An 18,472-nucleotide genomic window follows, 5' to 3' on the forward strand; every position below is an offset into this window, starting at 1 on the left:
TCGACGCCACCGGCCCTGGGCCTGACCGACCGTGCGTCAGTCGGCGGTGCGGTGGCGACGGCGGCGGGCGCCGAGCAGCATGCCGAGCGCGCCGAGGAGCCCGAGGGCGCCGGCAGCCGGAAGCGCGGACGACGCGTCGACGCCGGTCTGAGCGAGGTGCGCTGCGGAGGCGCCCCTGCGCTGCGGAGTCGTGCTCGCCGCGGCCGGGGCGCTGGGCGCCGATCCTGCGGCTGCGTCGGGACGCGCGCCCGCGGCACCGGCGAGTGCCACGAAGCCGGCCGGGGCGCCCTCGTCGGCGGTCGCCGCGCCGACGGTCGGCCCGGTCGCGGAGGCGGTTACTCCGGTGGTCGCGGCCTCCGTGGTGGTCCCGGTGCTCGTCTCCGTCTGCGTCGGCGTACCGGTCGCGGGTCCGTCCACGGCCGCCGGGATCAGGAGGACGCCGAGGTAGGGCGCGGAGGTGTAGTCGGGGCGGTCCTTCCGGATGCCCGTGGCGGTGGAGACCCGTCGCACCACTCCCGCGTCCAGATCCTTCTGCGTCACGGCGTCGACCACCTGGTAGACCTTCGTCTCGCCGACGGCGATGCTGCCGGGACCCTGCTGGTCGAGGTCGAGGAAGGACACGTCGCCGGTGTTCTTCACCGTGACGGTCCAGATGATCGTCGAGCCGACCGTGACGGGCTGTCCCGGCTCGAGGTCGAACGCTCCGGTGGAGCTCGCCTCGAGGCGCGGGTGCTCGGTGCCGATCGCGAGCTCGCCGGAGGCGGAGGCGGAGAAGGGGCCGTCGCCGGTGCGGCCGACCACGTCGGCGACGAGGAGGGTGCGGTTCTCCGCGAGGTCCTGCGCCGTGACGGTGGTCTCGAGGTGCAGCTGCCGGGTCTCGCCCGGGGTGAGGACGGCGATCGTCTCGCTGTGGGCGTCACCGTCGGCGGAGAGGTCGTGCAGGTCCGTTCCGGCGGTGTTCGTGACCGTGACGGTCCAGCTCACCCGGGTGCCGGCCTTCACCTGCTCGCCCGCCGTCAGCTCGAACGCGCCGGTGGTGATGACGGCGACGCGTCCCTCGTCGGAGGTGAGGTCGAGCGAGTCGTTCAGCCGGAGGTCCACGCTGGAGCCCGACGGGGTCCGGCCGGTCGCGTGGAAGGTGTCGAAGGTGAAGCCCTGGACGATGTCCCTCCGGGTGACGGTCGAGTAGAAGGTCAGGTCCTTCGTCTCGCCGACGGCGAGGGCGGTGTGCTCTCCCGCATCGGTGACGTGGACGTCGGAGAGGGCGACGTCGCCGGCGTTGGTGAGCGTGGCGGTCCACTTCACCGGCGTGCCGACCCGCACCCGTCCACCGGCCGGGAGCACGAACTCGCCGGCGATCCTCCCGGTGAGGGAGGGGTGCTCGGCGGCGGCCGGAGCCGGGGCCGGCGTCGGGAGGGTCAGCTCGCCACGCGCGGGGATCGTGTAGCGGCCTCCCGGTGCCTCGACGCCGAACTCGCTCTCGTAGCGCACGACGCCCGCGTCCAGGTCGGCCTGGGTGATCGTGCTCGGCTTGGTGGTGTCCTCGACGTAGCCGCTGCGGCCGGGGGTGAGCTCGAGGGTGGTTCCGTCGATCTTCACGGTGTCGGGGCTGTGGTGGAAGAAGGTGACGATCCACTTCACGGTGGTGCCGACCGTCGGCTTCTCGCCGGGCTTCAGGTCGGGGACGCCGCGGACGGAGGCGGTCGCCCGGTCGGACGCGGTGGTGGTCGGAGTGGGGGCGGGTGCGGGGGTGGTCGGCGCGGGGCTGGTGGTCGGCGTCGTGCTCGGAGTCGGTGCGGTCTCGGGCAGATCGAGTGCGCCCTGCGCGCGGATGATCTGGCGGCCGTCGCTGGAGACGACGTCGTAGCGGCTGGCGTAACCGACGCGGCCGGCGTCGAGGTCGGCCTGGGTGATGGTCGTGGGTGCGAGGTCGTCCTCGACCTCGCCGCTCTCGCCGGGCTCGAGGTGCAGGAGCGCCGTGAGGACATCGACGGCCTGGGAGGTGGAGTTGTGGAGGGTGACGGTCCACTTGACCGGGGTTCCGACGTGGGGCTTCTCGCCGGGCTCGAGGTCGAGGACGCCCTTCACCGTCGCGGTCACGCCGACCGGAGTGGCTGCTGACGCGGCCGGAGTGGGCTGCTGCTGGGGTGTCGAGACCGGCGTCTCGGTCGCGGCGGCGGGCGCGTCGGCCGGCGCATCCTGGAGTGCGGGGGCCGGGACGACCGGCGCCTCGGTCGCGGGCACGGCGGGCACCGGGGTGGCGGCGGCGACCGGCATCGTCGCTTCCTCGGGCGCAGTCGCCGCGGGCGCCACTGAGGCGGCGGGGGAGACGGGGTCCGGGGAGACGGGCTCCGGAGCGGCCGTCGGGGCGGACGTCTGCGCGGCCGGAGCGGGCGCAGCCGGGGCGGGCGCGGCCTCGAGTGCGGCGGGCGCCGAGGCGACGGGCTGCGACATGGTGTCGACGACGACGGCCTGAGCGGTGGTCTCGGAGACGACGGGCACGGTGGACTCGTCGGCGTGGGCGACGAGGGCGGTGGAGCCGAGCAGGCAGGCGCTCAAGGTGAGCGAGGCGGCGATGCTGAGCGGTGCTCCGAGGGACCGGCGGGGTCCCTGGATGTCGTGGCGGCGGGGGGTCATGCGAACTCCTAGGCGGTGGTGATTCGAATATCGAGTGAAGCTCGGAAACGATCACATCGGAGAGGAGGAGTTGACACATCGGTGGCGTGAAGTGGTCAAGGAGGCGCCCGATGCGAGTAATGGCGCTGATGTGCAGTAGTGGCGGGAGTTGTGTCGAAGTGGGCAGGTCGGCGTCGAGGAGGGGCCGGTCATGGGCCCGATCGGCCGGGTTCTGCTGGTGGCAAGGCACCCGGGAACGCGAGAACGGCCTGAACCCGTCCGGAAGGGCGGGTTCAGGCCGTCGTGGCTCGGCGGCGGTGTCGAAGGGCGTCGACTCTGCCGGCGAGCGGTCAGTGGGCGGAGCGGTTGCGCCGGCGGCGACGCCCGACGAGCACGCCGAGCGCGCCGAGGGCGGTGAGGATCCCGGCGGTGGAGAGCGCGCCGGCCGCGTCGGACCCGGTCTCCGCGAGGCGGTTCTTCGACGCCTCGGCGGCGTTCGAGCTCTTCGTGGTGGAGCCCGTGGTGCCGGCGGCTGCGGGCACGACGGGGGCCGGAGTGGTCGGTGAGGGCTCCGGTGCCGGGGTGGGTGCCGGTGCAGGGGTGGGCGCCGGAGGGGTGGGCGTCGCCGGCGGGGTGGGCGTGGGCGTCGGGAGGGCGAGTCGGGCGGTGACGGGTGTGCTGATCGGTTCGATCTCCTCCCCGGAGAGGTCGAGTCCGTCGACGATGTCGTCGAGCACGGTGTAGCCGTTGGTGAGGTCGGCCTGGGTGAGCTCGGTCGTGGCGGTCAGCTCGTCGGTCTCGCCGGGCTGCAGGTCGAAGAAGTTCTCCGCGGTCCTGCTGGTGATGTCGTAGACGGTGTCGGCGCGGGTGTTGGTGACCGTGATGGTCCACTCGACCTCGGTGCCGACCGCGGGGTTCTCGCCGGGCGCGAGGACGAGCTCGCCGCTGGCGGACACCTCCAGCGCGCCCTGGGAGGCCGGGGTGGGCGTCGGTGTCGGTGCGGGCGTGGGGCCCGGAGGGGTCGGGGTGGGTGCAGGCGGGGTGGGAGTGGGTGTCGGGGTGGGTGCAGGCGGGGTGGGAGTGGGCGTCGGGGGAGGTGTCGGCGTGGGTGTCGGGCTGGGGAGGGCTAGTTCGCCGTTGAGGTGTGCGTAGGTCAATGCGCCGCGAGGTGTCGTCGCGTCGACGAACACATCCAGGTCGGCGTAGCCGTCCGCGAGTTGCTTCTGGTCGAGGGTGGTCGACGTGGTCACCTCGCGGGCCTGACCGGGTTCGAGGCGGAAGCCTGGTTCGGCGAAGACGGTGGCGACGTCGTCGAGGGGGACGTCGCCGGTGTTCGTGACCGTGACCGTCCACGTCACCTGGGTGCCGACCTGGGGCTTCTCGCCGGGTTCGAGGACGAGTTCGCCGCGGGCGGTCGCGCTCAAGGATGCGCCCCGCGCGGGTGTCGGGGCCGACGTCGGCGTCGGTGTGGGTGTGGTCGGGGCCGGCGTCGGTGTGGTCGGGGTGGGGGTCGGGGCCGTCGGAGTGGGCGCCGGCGTGGTCGGAGTCGGGGTCGGTGTGGGCGTCGGGTTGGGGAGAGTCAGTCGGCCGCGGACGCGTGTGTAGACCGAGACGCCGTCGGGTGTCCTCGCGCCGGTGAACTCGTCGAGGACAGCGGAGCCCTCCGTGAGTTGCTTCTGCGTGAGGGTGGTCGACGAAGTCAGCTCGAGGGCCTGGCCGGGTTCCAGATGGCGGCCGGGTCCCGCGATCGTTCGGGCCACGTCGTCGAGGGGGACGTCGCCGGTGTTGGTCACCGTGACGGTCCACTTCACCTGGGTGCCGACCGTCGGCTTCCCGCCCGGCGGGAGGACGAGCTCGCCGACTGCGGTCGCGCTGAAAGCGGCGCCCTTCGCAGTCGCGCTCGCGATCGGCGTCGGGGTGGCCGTCGGCACCACGGCGGCGTGGGCGGCCGTGGCGGAGCCGAGCAGCCCGACGGACAGGGCGAGGGAGGCGGCGACGGTGAACGGGGTCCCGGCGCAGCGGCGCGGGCGGAGGGAGTCGGGACGACGGTGCACGGGGCTCCTCGAGAGGTGATGAAAGACGAGACGACGAATGCTCGCATCCACCCGCATCGGCCGTCGAACATCTGGCGCAGGCAAGACGGTCTGGCGTTCACAGCGCACGCTGGCGCGGGCGATGGTTCTCGGGCTGGTGAGCTCCGCTGTGACAGGTCGTGCGACCCTCCCGCCTGCGCAGTGGTGATCGTGCGGGGAGCGCGGGAACGGCCCGGGTCCGATGGAGACGCGGGCCCGGGCCGTTCCCGATCACCGGTGGCGTCGAAGGGCGACCGTGCCGAGGGTGAGGATCCCGGTGGCGGACATCGCTCCCGCCACGCCGGAACCGGTCTCTGCGAGGCGGCGCTTCGATGCCGTCGTGGCCGAGGAGCTCGTGCCAGCCGAACTCTTCGCGGTCGAGCCGGGCGGGCAGGTACGAAGGACGCAGGGGTACCTGATCAGGTCGCCGGCACCGGGGCGGCCGAGGCGAGCGCCGGAGTGGCCGGCGAGGCGCCCGGAAGCGCCGAAGCGGGTGCCGGTGCGGTCGGGCTCGGAGTCGGGCTGGGGAGGACGAGGAGGCCGCCGATGCGTGTGGAGACTCGTGCGCCGTCACGTGTCGTTGCGCCGGTGAACACATCGAGGTCCTCGTAGCCGGCTGCGAGTAGCTTCTGGTCGAGAGTGGTCGACGATGTCAGTTCGCGGGCCTGGCCGGGCTCCAGGACGAGGCGGTAACCCGCGATCGGGAAGGCGACGTCGTCGAGGGGGACGTCGCCGGTGTTGGTGAGGGTGATGGTCCACTTCACCTCGGTGCCGACCGTCGGCTTCTCGCCGGGCTTGAGCACGAGCTCGCCGCGGGCGGTGGCCGTGAGCACGCCCTGACCGGCTGGGACGGGTGCCGATGTGGTCGGACTCGGGCTGGGGAGGTCGAGGCGGCCGCTGATGCGTGTGGCGATTCGTGCGCCGTCAGGTCTCGTCGCCGTGGCGAAATCATCGAGGTTGGCGAAGCCGGTCGCGAGTCGCTCCTGATCGAGGGTGGTCGACGAGGTCAGTTCGCGGGCCTGGCCGGGTTCCAGACGGAGGCCGGGTCCAGCGAATCTCGAGGCGGTGTCGTCGAGGGGGACGTCGCCGGTGTTGGTGACCGTGATGGTCCATTTCACCTCGGTGCCGACCGTCGGCTTCTCGCCGGGCTTGAGGACGAGCTCGCCGGTCGAGGTCGCCTCCAACCCGAGGGCGTTGACGCTCGCGCTCGCGGTGGGGGTCGGAGTGGCCGTCGGCGCCACGGCGGCGTGGGCGGCCGTGGCGGAGCCGAGCAGCCCGACGGTCAGGGCGAGGGAGGCGGCGATGGTGAGCGGGGTGCCGGCGCAGCGGCGCGGGCGGAGGGAGTCGGGACGACGATGCATGGAGGCTCCTCAGGAGTGGATGGAAGAACAGACGACGAATGCTCGCATCCAGCCGGATCGGCTGTCGAACATCTGGCACGGGCGAGACGGTCTGGCATCCGCAGCGCACCGTGGCGCGGGCGATGGATTTGAGACTGATGAGCTCGGCGGTCACGGGCTGCGCGATCTTCCCGCCCGCGGTGGGGGCGATCGTGCGGTGAGCGCGGGAACGGCCCGGGTCCGCTGAAGAAGCGGGCCCGGGCCGTGGTGGATCGCCGGTGGCGTCGAAGGGCGTCGACGTCACCGGCGATCGGTCAGTGGCCGGCTCGGTCGGTGGCCGGACGGGTGCGGCGACGACGGCGGCCGACGAGCACGCCGATCGCGCCGAGTGCGGTGAGGATCCCAGCGGCGGACAGCACGCCCGCTGCGTCGGACCCGGTCTCGGCGAGGCGGCGCTTCGATGTCTCAGCGGCGGCCGGGCTCGTCGCAGTCGAGCTCTTCGCGGCCGAGCCGGCCGAGCCGGCTGAGCCGGTGGATCCGGTCGAGCCCATCGGGCCCGTCGAGCCCGTCGTACCGGCGGTCGCGGGCAGGACAGCTGCCGGGGTGCCTGTCGCGGGTGCGGGTCCCGGGGCGACCGGAGCCGCCGTCGGAGTGGCCGGTGTGGGGCTCGCAGGGGTCGGGCTCGGGGTGGGCGTCGACGGAGGTGCGGGTGTGGTGGGTGTGGGTGTGGGTCCCGGAGGGGTGGGCGTCGAGGTAGGTGCGGGCGAGGTGGGTGTGGGCGAGGGCGTGGGCGCCGGAGGAACCGGGGCGGCGAAGGTGAGCTTGGAGGTGAGGAAGGTCGTTGTCTCGACACCTTCGGGGCTCTTCGCGGTGAGGAGCGTCTTGAGGACGGCGAACCCGTCGGTGAGGTCACCTTGAGTCAAGGTGGTCGACGTCTTCAGCTCGCCGCTCTTGCCGGGCTCGAGATCGAGGCTGTCGCCGTCGGGCTTGGCGGTGACGTCGCGGACGGGGACTTTCCCGATGTTGGTGACCGTGATGGTCCACGTCACCTCGGTTCCGACCTTCGCGGTCTCGCCGGGTAGGAGGACGAGCTCACCGTGGGCGGACGCCTTCACCAAGGGGTTCAGCACCGGTGTCGGGGTGGGTGCGGGCGTCGGGCTGGAGAGGGCGAGTCGGCCGCTGACGCGTGTGGAGACTGGTTGCCCGTCAGGTGTCCTGCCGCCGACGAGCTCGTCGAAGTAGGCGTAGCCGTCCGCGAGTTCCCTCTCGTCGAGGGTGGTCGACGAGGCGAACTCGCGGCCCTGGCCGGGTTCCAGATGGAGGCCGGGCCCTGCGAACGTACTGGCGACGTCGTCGAGGGGGACGTCGCCGGTGTTCGTGAAGATGATGGTCCACTTCACCTCGGTGCCGAGCGCCGGCTTCTCGCCCGGCTTGAGCACGAGCTCGCCGCGGACGGTCGCCGTCAGGGCGCCCTCACCGGCGGGGACGGGTGCCGGTGTGGTCGGGGTGGGCGCCGGTGTCGTCGGAGTGGGCGCCGGCGTGGTCGGGAAGGGGGTCGGCACCGGTGTGGAGAGCTCCAGCCGGTCGGACAAGGGGGTGGTGACTCGGACGCCATCGGACGTCCATCCGGAGGAGGAGCCGGAGAGGAGGATGTAGCCGTTGTTCAGGTTGGCCTGGGTGAGGGTGTCACTCCGGATGAAGTCGTGCTTGTCGCCGGGCTTGAGCTCGACTTCCTCGTCACCTCCGTCAGTGACAACGTATTTGAGACCGACGGTGCCGGTGTTCGTGACCGTGACCGTCCACTTCACCTGCGTGCCGACCTGGGGCTTCTCGCCCGGCTTGAGAAGGAGCTCGCCGCGGGCGGTCGCGCTCAGGGAGGCGCCCCGCGCGGGTGTCGGAGTCGGTGCCGGCGTCGTCGGGGTGGGCGCCGGTGTCGTCGGAGCGGGCACAGGTGTCGTCGGTGTGGGCGTCGGCGTCGGCGTGGCCGTGGGGATGGCCGTGGGCGCGGGTGCGGGCGCGGGGGTGGGGAGGTCGTGTCGGGCGGTGATGGGGGTGGTGATCTCGGTGTCGGTGGGGGTGAGTGCCGTGGCTTGGGTGGTGAGGAGGGCGTAGCCGTTGCTGATGATGTTCTGGGTGAGGAGGTCCTGCTCGATGAAGTCGTGCTTCTCGCCGGGCTGGAGGGTGATCAGTCCGGCGCTGAAAGTGGTGGCGACGTTGTGGAGGGGGACGTCGCCTGTATTGGTGACCGTGATGGTCCACCTCAGCGGTGTGCCGGAGGCCGGCTTCTCGCCGGGCTTGAGGACGAGCTCGCCGCGGGCGGTCGCGCTCAGGGAGGCGGAAGCGGCGGTCGCGCTCGCGGTCGGCGTCGGGGTGGCCGGGGGTGCCACGGCGGCGTGGGCCGCCGAGGTGGACCCGAGCAGCCCGACGGTCAGGGCGAGGGAGGCGGCGACGGTGAACGGGGTGCCGACGCAGCGGCGCGGGCGAAGGGAGTCGGGACGACGATGCACGGAGGCTCCTCGGAAGTGGATGGAAGATGAGACGACGAATGCTCGCATCCCCGTCATCGGCCGTCGAACATCTGGCACGGACGGGACGGTCTGGCGCCCGCAGCGCACGCTGACGCGGCACGGTCGACTGGCGCAGGCCGTGTCCTCCCGCAGCACTCGGCCCGCTACAGGAAGCGCAGCGCCAGGTGCAGGTCGACGCGGTCGGCCATCGCGGAGAGGTCGCGGCCGGTCAGCGCCTCGATCCGCTGCATCCGGTAGCGGAGGGTGCTGGCGTGCAGGTGCAGGCGGTCGGCGGCCTGGCGCCAGGAGCCGCCGCTCTCGAGGAAGACGCGCAGGGTCTCGACCATGTCGCTGCGGTGCTCGTCGTCGTAGCGCACGAGCGGTCCGAGGACGGTGAGCGCGAAGGCCGCGCGGGTGCGCGGGGCGACCAGCTCGAGCAGGGCGTCACTGGAGACGGGGACCGTGTGCTCGACGATCGAGACGGGCTCGTCGGAGGAAGCGCGGCTCGCGCGCTCCCGGGCCGCGAGGAGTGAGACCCCCAGCTGTTCGACGGCGCGCGAGGCATCGCCCACGCCGATCGCGATCCGGCGCTCGTGCAGCAGCCACGGCGCCGCCTCGACCGCGGAGCGCAGCGCGGGCCCGGGCGATGACCTCTCGTCCGCGGGATCGCCGAGCAGCAGCACGGCGGCCCCGTCGAGCACCGCGCCCACTGCCAGCGCATGCTCGCGCTCGGCGGCCGCGTGCAGCGGCTGCAGCAGCGCCTCCGGCGGCAGCGACGGGTCGTCGGTGCGCGCGACGACCACCCGGAGCGGCGCGCCGAGGCGGAAGCCGAGCAGCCGCAGCCGCACGGCGGTCTCGGACTCGGGCAGCTCGTCGTGCAGGAGCGCCCGGAGCAGGTCGAGCAGCGGAGCGGCCGACGCGCGCTCGCGCTGGCGGGCGAGGTCGAGCCGGCCGGCGACCGCGCCGGCGAGCAGCTCGACGCCGTCCGCGGTCTCCTCCGACCAGCCGCGCTGATCGCCGGTGACGACGAGCACGCCGAGCCGCTCGCCGGCGGCGGAGAAGAGGGCCCGGCGGGAGAGCGAGCGGCCGTGCTCGGTGACCTCCCAGCGGCTGTCGGGGGAGGAGAGCGAGGCCTCCCAGGCGGCGCCGTAGTCGGCCGCCGTGGGCAGTCCGCCGGCGGAGGCGACCAGGGTGCCGGCGCGGTCGACGGCCCAGCTGCCGTGCGCGAACTCCTCGAAGAAGGCCCGCAGCGCGACCTGCACGCCCTCGCCCGGGGCGGGATCGGCGAGCAGGCGCCGGGCGAACCGCGCCTCGCGGCCGAGGGTCGGCAGGTCGGCCTGCGCGATCACTCCGGCGACCGTCTGCGCGATGGTCTTGAACGACACGTCCGGCGCCACCGTCAGCAGGGCGATGCCGTGCCGGCGGCAGACCTCGAGCATCCCCTCCGGGAGCGAGCCGACCGCGATCAGGCCGACGACGATGGCCACGACTCCGCGGTCGGCGACGCCGCCGACGAAGCGCTCCACGCTCTCCCGGCCGGAGGTCCAGAGCGCGCTCGTCAGCACCACGTCGCCGGGGGAGAGGAAGCGTCCCGGATCCGGCAGGTCGATCGTGTACGTCCCCGAGATCGCACGGGCCAGCTGCACGTCGTCGCCGCCGACCAGGGTGAGCTGCAGCTCCGGGTGGCCGAGCAGCTCGCGGACGTTCACCCAGGTCTCCTCGTTCGTGCGGCGGACGCTCTCAGACTAGGCGGCGGGCCGAGGGGCCGGCGACGGTCCGCCGGTGCCGGCTGGGTGGGTCTGCGGACTCGACTTCCGGAGGTGGGGGATCTCGATACGCCCGCTGCGCGGGCTACTCGATCAGCATGGCTCTGCTGGTCGAGTAGCCCCGCAGGGGCGCATCGAGACCCGCCGTTGTCCGCCAAGCGGGTCTGCAGGCCGGGCTTCCGGGGGGTGGGGGATCTCGATACGCCCGCTGCGCGGGCTACTCGATCAGCATGAGTGGGCGACCGCCTTGCTCAATCAGCATGGGTGCGCAGCCCCGCTCAGCGGATGCCGCTGCGGGCGAAGCCCTGGACGAAGTAGCGCTGGAAGGCGAGGAACAGCAGCACCATCGGCAGCACCGCGATCAGCGGCTTGCTCAGCGGCAGGACGATCTGCAGGAACACGCGCAGGTGGCCGGCCCCGTCGATCCGCGCAGCCTCGATCAACTCCTCCGGGATGGAGAGGAAGAACTGGCGGGCGAGGAAGATCCCGAAGGCGGCCGCCGCTCCCGGCAGGATCACCGACCAGTAGGGGCCGTAGATCTGCAGCCCGGTGACCAGCTTGAACTGGGCGACCATGATCGCCTGCACCGGGATCATCATCGTCGCGAGCGCCAGCAGGAAGAGCAGGTTGCGGCCCGGGAAGCGCAGCTGGTGGTGCGGGAAGGCAGCGGCGGCGCCACTTCATGCTGGTCGAGCAGCCCCGCAGGGGCGTATCGAGACCCGCCGCGACTAGCAGGGCGGGTCCAAATATCCCTGTTCTGGCGGTGGTGGATCTCGATACGCCCGCTTCGCGGGCTACTCGATCAGCAGGCGGGTCCCACGCCGCAGGGGGATCCCACGCCGCAGGGTGACTTTCCTCAGCCGGCGGGCAGGATCACGCGGAAGCGCGCTCCGGCGGCCCCGGGCAGGCAGACCAGGTCGCCGCCGAGGGCGCGCGCGAGGCCGCGGGCGATGGGCAGGCCGAGGCCAGAGCCGCCGTCCGCGCGGTTGCGGGCGTCGTCGAGGCGGACGAGCCGGTCGAAGACGCGGTCGCGGTCGGCCTCGGGGACGCCGGGGCCGTCGTCGTCGACCGTCACGGTGACCCGGCCGTCGGCGTGCGCGAGCGTGACGTCGATCCGGGAACGGGCGAAGCGGGCGGCGTTCTCGAGCAGGTTGCCGACGATCTGACCGAGCCGGTCGGCGTCGGCGTGCACGGGCGGCGCCGCGGGGTCGCGGTGCAGGACGATCTCGGGGCCGGAGTCGCGCAGCAGCTGCCGCTCGATCGCGGCGGCCGCCACCGCGCCGGCGTCCAGCGGCCGGGCGTCCAGGGCGAGCCCCTCGTCGAGCCGCGCCATCAGCAGCATGTCCTGGATGAGCCGGCCGGCCCGCAGCGATTCGCGGACCACGTGCACCGACAGCCGCTCGCGCTCCTCCTCGGAGCCGTCGGCGCGGACCAGGGCGTCGGCCGCCGCCTGGATGCCGGCGACCGGGGTGCGCAGCTCGTGCGCGGCGTCCGAGACGAAGGCGCGCATCCGGCGCTCGGCGGCCAGGGCGGACTGCTCGGCCTGCTCGAGGTCGTCGAGCATCTCGTCGAACGCCGTGGCCGTGCGGCCGAGCTCGGTGCCCGGCCGCGAGGGGCGCAGGCGCCGGCCGCGGTCGCCGTGCGCGATCGAGCGCGCGACGGTGGTCATCCGCTCGAGCGGCCGCAGGGTCGCGCGGACCACCAGGACGAGGGCGCCGGCCGCGAGCAGGAGGAACGCGGCCGAGGCGCCGAGCAGGATCCCGTTCAGCGACGCGAGGGTCGAGCCGACCGAGCCCGCCTCGCTGCTGAGGGTCAGCACGGTGCCGTCGCTGAGGACGGACTGCAGGGTGATCAGGCCGTCGTCGCCGGAGACGCTGCTCGAGGCGACGGTGACGATCGCGTCGCGGGGCGTGGGAGCGGTGGCGCCGGTGCTGCCGGGCGGGCTCGGCGGCTCGCCCAGCTGGTCCGCCGCTCCCGGCCCCTGACGCAGCTGCTCGGGGCTCGGACCGGCGACGACCTCCTCGCCGTCGGGGCTCTGGATCCGCACCGCGACACCCTGCGCCGAGAGCCGCGAGGCGAGCTCGTCGTCGGCGATCGTGCCGACGAGGGCCGCGGCGGCGGAGGCGCGATCGGCCAGCCGCTCCTCGATCTGGTCGCGGAGGCGCTCGCCGAGCACGACCTGCACCGTCGCGGACAGCGCCAGCAGCAGCACCGCCAGCAGGGCGAGCACGGCGAGCACGGTGCGCAGGCGCAGGGAGCCGGTGCGCAGCGGGGCGGCGGCGGGGCGTGCTGTGGGGGCGCCTGCGGGGGCGGAGCCCGCGGCGTCGGTGCCTGCCGGGACGCTCATGCCTCCACCCGGTAGCCGAGCCCGCGGACGGTGTGGATGAGGCGGTCGCCGTGCGCCTCCATCTTCTTGCGGAGCGAGCTGAGGTGCACCTCGACGAGGTTCGGGTCGACGTGGTCGTAGCCCCAGACCTGGGTGAGGATCTGCGTCTTGGTCAGCGTGCGGCCGCGGCTTCCGGCGAGGAACGCGAGCAGCCGGAACTCGGTCGCGGTGAGGTCGAGGGGCTCGCCGCCGCGGCGGGCGCGTCCGGCGTCGGGGTCGACGACCAGGTCGCCGATCTCGATGATCGAGGGGACGCGGCCGCGCCGGCGGAGCACCGCGGTGACTCGGGCGACCAGCTCGGCGAGGACGAACGGCTTGACCACGTAGTCGTCGACGCCCTCGTCGAAGCCGCGGAGCCGGTCGTCGACGGCGTCGCGCGCGGTCAGCATGATCACGGCCGCGTCGCTGGTGCGGCGGACCCGCTCGGCGAGCACGATGCCGCTCGGGCCGGGCAGCATCCAGTCGAGCACGACCAGGTCGGGCGCGAAGTCGGCGAGCTCGCGGGCGAGGTCCTCGCCGGTCGGCAGGGCGCGCACGGTGTAGCGCTCGCCGCGGAGGGCGGCCTCGACGGAGGAGCGGATGGCGTCGTCGTCCTCGACGAGGAGCACGCGGGCGGAGGGGAGCATGCTCCGACCGTAGGGGGCGCGGATCGGCGTCGACCGCCACTCCGCTGGGGAGCCTCTGTTCTTAAGGACCGCTTCAGATTCGGCTCGGAATCTGAGATGGAACCGGCCGCAACCGCTCCCGAACGGGAACGGCACCGGGCCGGACCGAGGAGACTCCCATGAGCAAGACCCCCGACAGCCGCACCCCCGGAACCCAGGGCTCGGGCACTGAGGGCCAGGGTTTCGGCCCGCGCCGTCCCCGGACCCGCACGATCGCCCTCTGCATCGCGGCCGGCGCGCTCGGCTTCGCGGCGATCGGCTCGACCGCCGCCTTCGCCGATTCCGCGCCCACCTCCGGCTCGACGAGCTCGAGCACGATCGAGACGACGCCGAGCGCGACGGCCAGTGCGACGCCGACCCCGGACTCCAGCGACGCGCCGACCCTCACCGGACCGGCCTCGACCGGCCCGGCCGCCTGCGGACCCGCGGGCGCCGGACTGCCGAAGCCCCCGGCGCCCGGTGCGGACGGCACGATGCCGACGCCGCCGGCTGCGCCTGCCGAGGGTGAGGCGCCGACCCCGCCCGCCGCTCCGGCCGAGGGCGAGACGCCCACGCCTCCCGCGGACGGCTCGATGCCCACCCCGCCTGCTGCGCCTACTGACGGCGAGGCGCCGACGCCTCCGGCCGCTCCCGCTGACGGCGAGGCGCCGACGCCTCCGGCTGCCTCTGCCGACGGCGAGGCGCCCACGCCTCCCGCCGCGCCCACCGACGGCGCGACGGCGACCCCGCCGGCCGACGGTGTGCTCCCCACTCCGCCCGCCGCGCCCGCGGACGGCGACGCCGTGACGCCGCCGACCCCGCCGGCCGCCCCCTCGGGCGACTGCGAGCTCCCGGCGCCCCCGGCCGACGGCTCCGCCCCGACCCCGCCCGCGCCGCCGGCCGCCGGTGAGGCGCCCGCCGGTCCCGCACGCCCCGGCACCGGCCCTGCCGCCGGTGACGCTCCGGACGCCGGCGCGACCCCCTCCGCCCCGAGCGACACCGCCACCCCCGAGGAGTCGGACGCCCCCTCCGGCAGCTGACCCCCGGGCCGCACCTCCGGCACGCGGAACGACCTCCGGCTCGTCGGAATCCACGGATTCGACGAGCCGGAGGTGTTTCCGCGTGCCGGAGGTCCCGGTCCCGCGGCTTCGGCTCGTGAGATGACGTCGGGCTCGTCGAATTCATGGCTTCCGGTGAGACGAAGGCGCTTCCGCGTGCCGGAGGTGCTGGCCGTCTCGCAGGGCCCACTCCGCTGATCGAGTAGGCCGCGCAGCGGGCGTATCGAGATCCACCGGCGGCAGAAGTGGAGTCTGCAGGCCAGCCCTGCTGGGGACGGTGGGTCTCGATACGCCGCTGCGCGGCTACTCGACCAGCATGGTTCCGCGGGCAGCCGCGCAGCCGGGCAGCCGGGCAGCCGGGCAGCCGGTCAGCGGGTCCAGTCGGGCTCGGGGCTCTGCTGCTGCAGCTCGGCGGCGCGGGCGCGGGTGAGGTGGACGGAGTCGCGGACGCGGGTGGGCATCGGCACGAGGTGCTCGCCGGGCTCGCGGTCGTCGTCGAGGAGGAGGCGGACGGCGAGGGCGCCCATCTCCTCGAAGGGCGCGGCGGCGGTGGTGAGCATCGGGTGCAGGTACACCGCGATGTCGTCGTCGTCGAACGAGACCACCGAGACGTCGCGCCCCACCTGGAGACCGGCCTCACCGAGCGCGCGGTAGGCGCCGAACGAGAGCCGGTCGTTCAGGCAGATCAGGGCGTGCGGCGTGACTCCTGCGGCGAGCAGGTCGCGGACCGCCTCGTAGCCGGCCTTCACCGACCACGGCCGGCACGGCAGCTGGGCGATCGGGCGGACCCCGTGCGCGCCCAGCGACTCCCAGATCCCCTCGAGCCGGCGCTGCACGGCCAGGCTGAGCCACTCGTCGTCGGGCTGGTCGACGGAGCGGCCGACGATCACGACGCCCTCGGAGTGGCCGGCGTCGAGGAGTAGATCGACGACGTCGACCGCTCCCGCGCGCTCGTCGGCCAGCACGGCATCGGGTCGCGGCCCGCCGGGGGAGCCCTCGGGGTCGTCGGCGACGGCGTTCAGCATCACCACCGGCGTGCCGCTCACGCGGGCCGGCAGGCGGAGGGCGTGCGGCCGGGTCGCGGCGTAGATGATGCCGTCGACCTGACGGTCGGTGAGGGCGTCGACGGCCTCGTCGAGGGCGTCCGCCTCGCCCTCGGTCTCGGCGATGAAGAGCACGTGGTTCTGCCGCTTCGCCTCGCGCAGCGCCCCGCGGATGAGGCCGCTCGCGAGCCGGTCGACGGTGACCTGCTCCGAGATGAAGCCGATGATCCGCGACTTCTGCGTGCTCAGCGCCCGGGCGGTGAGGTTCGGCCGGTAGCCGAGCTCGTCGGCCGCGGCGCGCACCCGCTTCGCCGCGTCCTCGGACAGGCGCGTGCCCTGCCGGTCGTTCAGCACGAGGGAGACGGCGGTCGTCGAGACGCCGGCCTTCCGCGCGACGTCGGCCATCGTCACTCGCTGCCGCGCCATCGCGCCCCCTCCGCCGTTCCTGGTCGTCCCATCGTAGATCGATTCTGCTAAAGCGATTGACTTGGCAAGCTAAACCGCATAACTTCGCCAGTCAAGCGGTTTAGCACCGCTACTCGTTCAACGGAGAGGGATGCACATGCGGTCGACCATCGCCGAGGAGGCGCTCGGATGCTGACCCTCGAGGGCTCGTGGGTCTGGGACTTCTGGCTGGCCGACGACGGCGACGAGTTCCACGCCTTCTTCCTGCACGCACCGACCTCGCTCGGCGAGGAGGGCCGCCGCCACCGGGCCGCCCGCATCGGCCACGCCGTCTCCTCAAACCTCTCGTCCTGGACCGTGCTCGAAGGCTCGCCCTTCGCGCCGGGTCCCGCCGGCGCGTTCGACGAGACCGCCACCTGGACCGGGAGCGTCGTCCGCGGCGACGACGGGCTGTGGCGGATGTTCTACACCGGCTCGCGCTTCCTCCACCCCGAGCCGCTCGTCGCGAACATCGAGACCATCGGCGTGGCCGTGTCCGCCGACCTGCGCAGCTGGGAGAAGCAGCCCGGCCCGGTCGTCGTCGCCGATCCGCGCTGGTACGAGACCTGGGGCACCTCCGAGTGGAAGGAGGAGGCCTGGCGCGACCCGTGGGTCTTCCGCGACCCGAGTGGCGACGGCTGGCACATGCTCGTCACGGCGCGCTCCACGGAGGGGCCGCTCGACGACCGCGGAGTGATCGGCCACGCCGTCTCGCCCGACCTCGTCAGCTGGGAGGTGCGCCCGCCGCTCTCGCGCCCGGGTGCCGGATTCGCGCACCTGGAGGTCCCGCAGGTCGAGCTCGTCGACGGCCGCTGGCTGCTGCTCTTCTCCTCGACGGAGGACTCGATGACGCCGTCCCACGCCCTCGCCCACCCGCGAGCGGGCACCTGGGCGGTCGAGGTGAACGATCCGACCCGGTGCTACGACCTCTCCGGCGCACGACCCCTGACGAAGGACTCGCTCTACTCGGGCCGCGTCATCCGCGATCGCGCGGGTCGCTGGCAGTTCCTCGCGTTCCGCACCGCCGACGAGAACGGCGTCTTCCTCGGCGGAATCGTCGACCCGATCGCCCTCGGCTCGGCCGAGCTCACCGACGCCGCGCTCTAGCGGCCCCCGATCTCGTCGGGACCCGCAGGCGCGTCCCGGCCGTCACCACTCAGCCTGCACCGCGCATCCAAGGACGGATGCGATCACACAGCACCAAGGAGAATCATGAGAAAGACACGCACCATCCGTCGCGGCGCCCTGGTCGCCGTCGCGGTCGCCACGGCGATCGCCACGATGACCGGCTGCTCGGCCGGAGGCGGTGGCGGCACGGACGCCGCCGCCGGCGACGGCACGGGAGAGATCAACGTCTGGGCGCACCAGGGTCAGGACAGCGAGAACGCCGCTCTGCAGGCCGCGGTCGACGGCTTCAACAGCTCGCAGGACGAGGTGACCGCGAAGCTGCGGATCATCTCCGGCGACACGTACACCACCACGATCACGAGCACGCCGAAGGACCAGCTCCCCGACGTGCTCGAGATCGACGGGCCGACGCTCGCGAGCTTCGTCTACAACGACAAGATCACCCCGATCAGCGACTTCGTCGACCAGGCGACCATCGACAACGCCACCCCCGGCTCCATCGCCGAGGGCACCTCGGACGATGAGCTCTACGCGCTGGCGATGTTCGACTCCGCGATGGGCCTCTACGGGAACAAGACCCTGCTCGACGCCTCGGGGATCAGCGTGCCCACCTCGTTCGACACGGCCTGGACGGCCGATGAGTTCTCGGCCGCGCTGAAGACGCTCGCCGCGGCGAACCCGTCCGGCAAGTCCATCGACCTCAACGAGGCCAGCCTGTCGGGGGAGTGGGGCACCTACGGCTTCGCGCCCCTCATCCAGTCCGCGGGCGGCAACCTGATCGAGGACGGCAAGGCCGCCGGCGCCGTGGACTCGGACGCCAGCGTGCAGGCGCTGACCGACTTCGCGTCCTGGAAGGACTACTCCGACCCCAACTCCGACGGAAACGCGTTCGTCGACGGCCGGGTCGCGGTCGCCTGGGGCGGGCACTGGAACTACCCGACCTTCTCCGAGGCGCTCGGCGAGAACCTCGTCGCCCTGCCGCTGCCGGACTTCGGCGACGGCGCCAAGGCCGGCGCCGGCTCCTGGACCTGGGGCATCGGCTCCGGCACGAAGAACGGCGACGCGGCCGGAGCATTCCTGGACTACCTCCTGAATGACCAGAACGTCGGCGCGATGACCACCGCCAACGGCGCCCCGCCCGCGACGAAGACCGCCTTCGCCGCCGACGCCCTCTACCAGGACGGCGGCGGGCTGGCCCTCTGGGGCCAGCAGCTCGCGAACGCCTGCGCAGCGGACGCGATCACGGACGACTGCATCGCCGTCTACCGCCCCGTCACCGCCGGCTACCCGACGATCACCGCGAAGTTCTCCGGAGCCCTCGCCGCGGTCTGGGGCGGCGCGGATCCGAAGGAGTCCCTGACCGACGCGGCCACCGCGATCGACCAGAGCTTCGCGGACAACGACGACTACAAGTAGCCGATCCGGGCGGGCGCTCGCAGCCGGGCGCCCGCCCACCCCCTCCTGCCGT

General features: G+C 73.4%; 13 protein-coding genes. 4 read left to right on the top strand and 9 right to left on the bottom strand.

Annotation, left to right across the window (positions count from 1 at the left end):
- Nucleotides 1-36: 36 nt before the first annotated feature.
- From EDF36_RS07820 to EDF36_RS07840, 3 genes are all read right to left on the bottom strand, one after another.
- Complete coding sequence (locus tag EDF36_RS07820; RefSeq protein ID WP_123732576.1) at nucleotides 37-2,637, bottom strand: LPXTG cell wall anchor domain-containing protein; 2,601 nt, start codon at nucleotides 2,635-2,637, stop codon at nucleotides 37-39.
- 329 nt (nucleotides 2,638-2,966) lie between these two features.
- Nucleotides 2,967-4,670: an LPXTG cell wall anchor domain-containing protein gene (locus EDF36_RS20890; RefSeq protein WP_185020406.1), complete on the bottom strand. Its 1,704-nt coding sequence runs from the start codon at nucleotides 4,668-4,670 to the stop codon at nucleotides 2,967-2,969.
- A gap of 437 nt (nucleotides 4,671-5,107) precedes the next feature.
- Nucleotides 5,108-6,049, bottom strand: coding sequence for a hypothetical protein (locus tag EDF36_RS07840; protein WP_123732577.1), 942 nt, complete (start codon nucleotides 6,047-6,049; stop codon nucleotides 5,108-5,110).
- Nucleotides 6,050-6,087: 38 nt separating this feature from the next.
- On the opposite strand from EDF36_RS07840, the gene EDF36_RS21185 reads away from it, so the two are divergent.
- Nucleotides 6,088-6,249 carry a hypothetical protein gene (locus EDF36_RS21185; protein ID WP_185020407.1) on the top strand — a complete coding sequence of 54 codons (162 nt, stop codon included), beginning with the start codon at nucleotides 6,088-6,090 and terminating at the stop codon, nucleotides 6,247-6,249.
- A 93-nt stretch (nucleotides 6,250-6,342) separates the two neighbouring features.
- Here the strand turns inward: EDF36_RS21185 and EDF36_RS21190 are convergent, their stop codons facing one another.
- The 5 genes from EDF36_RS21190 to EDF36_RS07870 form a co-directional block, all read right to left on the bottom strand.
- Entirely contained in the window at nucleotides 6,343-8,535 is a 2,193-nt protein-coding gene (locus EDF36_RS21190) for an LPXTG cell wall anchor domain-containing protein (protein ID WP_185020408.1), read from the bottom strand.
- Nucleotides 8,536-8,699: 164 nt separating this feature from the next.
- The gene (locus tag EDF36_RS07855) at nucleotides 8,700-10,244 is read right to left on the bottom strand and encodes a PucR family transcriptional regulator (protein ID WP_123732578.1); all 1,545 of its coding nucleotides are present in this window, start codon (nucleotides 10,242-10,244) and stop codon (nucleotides 8,700-8,702) included.
- Between the two features lie 335 nt (nucleotides 10,245-10,579).
- Complete coding sequence (locus tag EDF36_RS07860) at nucleotides 10,580-10,948, bottom strand: carbohydrate ABC transporter permease (protein ID WP_123706406.1); 369 nt, start codon at nucleotides 10,946-10,948, stop codon at nucleotides 10,580-10,582.
- 209 nt (nucleotides 10,949-11,157) lie between these two features.
- Entirely contained in the window at nucleotides 11,158-12,648 is a 1,491-nt protein-coding gene (locus EDF36_RS07865; RefSeq protein WP_123732579.1) for a HAMP domain-containing sensor histidine kinase, read from the bottom strand.
- The gene (locus EDF36_RS07870; protein WP_123732580.1) at nucleotides 12,645-13,313 is read right to left on the bottom strand and encodes a response regulator transcription factor; all 669 of its coding nucleotides are present in this window, start codon (nucleotides 13,311-13,313) and stop codon (nucleotides 12,645-12,647) included. Before EDF36_RS07870 ends, EDF36_RS07865 begins: the two co-directional genes overlap by 4 nt.
- Nucleotides 13,314-13,471: 158 nt before the next feature.
- Between EDF36_RS07870 and EDF36_RS07875 the strand changes: the two genes are divergently transcribed.
- Nucleotides 13,472-14,371 (top strand): hypothetical protein, encoded by a 900-nt coding sequence (locus tag EDF36_RS07875; RefSeq protein ID WP_123732581.1) that lies wholly within the window; start codon nucleotides 13,472-13,474, stop codon nucleotides 14,369-14,371.
- 386 nt (nucleotides 14,372-14,757) lie between these two features.
- Here the strand turns inward: EDF36_RS07875 and EDF36_RS07880 are convergent, their stop codons facing one another.
- The gene (locus EDF36_RS07880; protein ID WP_123732582.1) at nucleotides 14,758-15,858 is read right to left on the bottom strand and encodes a LacI family DNA-binding transcriptional regulator; all 1,101 of its coding nucleotides are present in this window, start codon (nucleotides 15,856-15,858) and stop codon (nucleotides 14,758-14,760) included.
- A 168-nt stretch (nucleotides 15,859-16,026) separates the two neighbouring features.
- Between EDF36_RS07880 and EDF36_RS07885 the strand changes: the two genes are divergently transcribed.
- Both EDF36_RS07885 and EDF36_RS07890 read left to right on the top strand, forming a co-directional pair.
- Nucleotides 16,027-16,983, top strand: coding sequence for a glycosyl hydrolase family 32 (locus tag EDF36_RS07885; protein ID WP_123706411.1), 957 nt, complete (start codon nucleotides 16,027-16,029; stop codon nucleotides 16,981-16,983).
- A gap of 105 nt (nucleotides 16,984-17,088) precedes the next feature.
- Nucleotides 17,089-18,420, top strand: a complete 1,332-nt coding sequence (locus tag EDF36_RS07890) for an extracellular solute-binding protein (protein ID WP_221181624.1) — start codon at nucleotides 17,089-17,091, stop codon at nucleotides 18,418-18,420.
- The last annotated feature ends 52 nt before the right edge of the window (nucleotides 18,421-18,472 follow it).

Source organism: Rathayibacter sp. PhB152 (assembly GCF_003751395.1).
Classification (GTDB): domain Bacteria; phylum Actinomycetota; class Actinomycetes; order Actinomycetales; family Microbacteriaceae; genus Rathayibacter; species Rathayibacter festucae.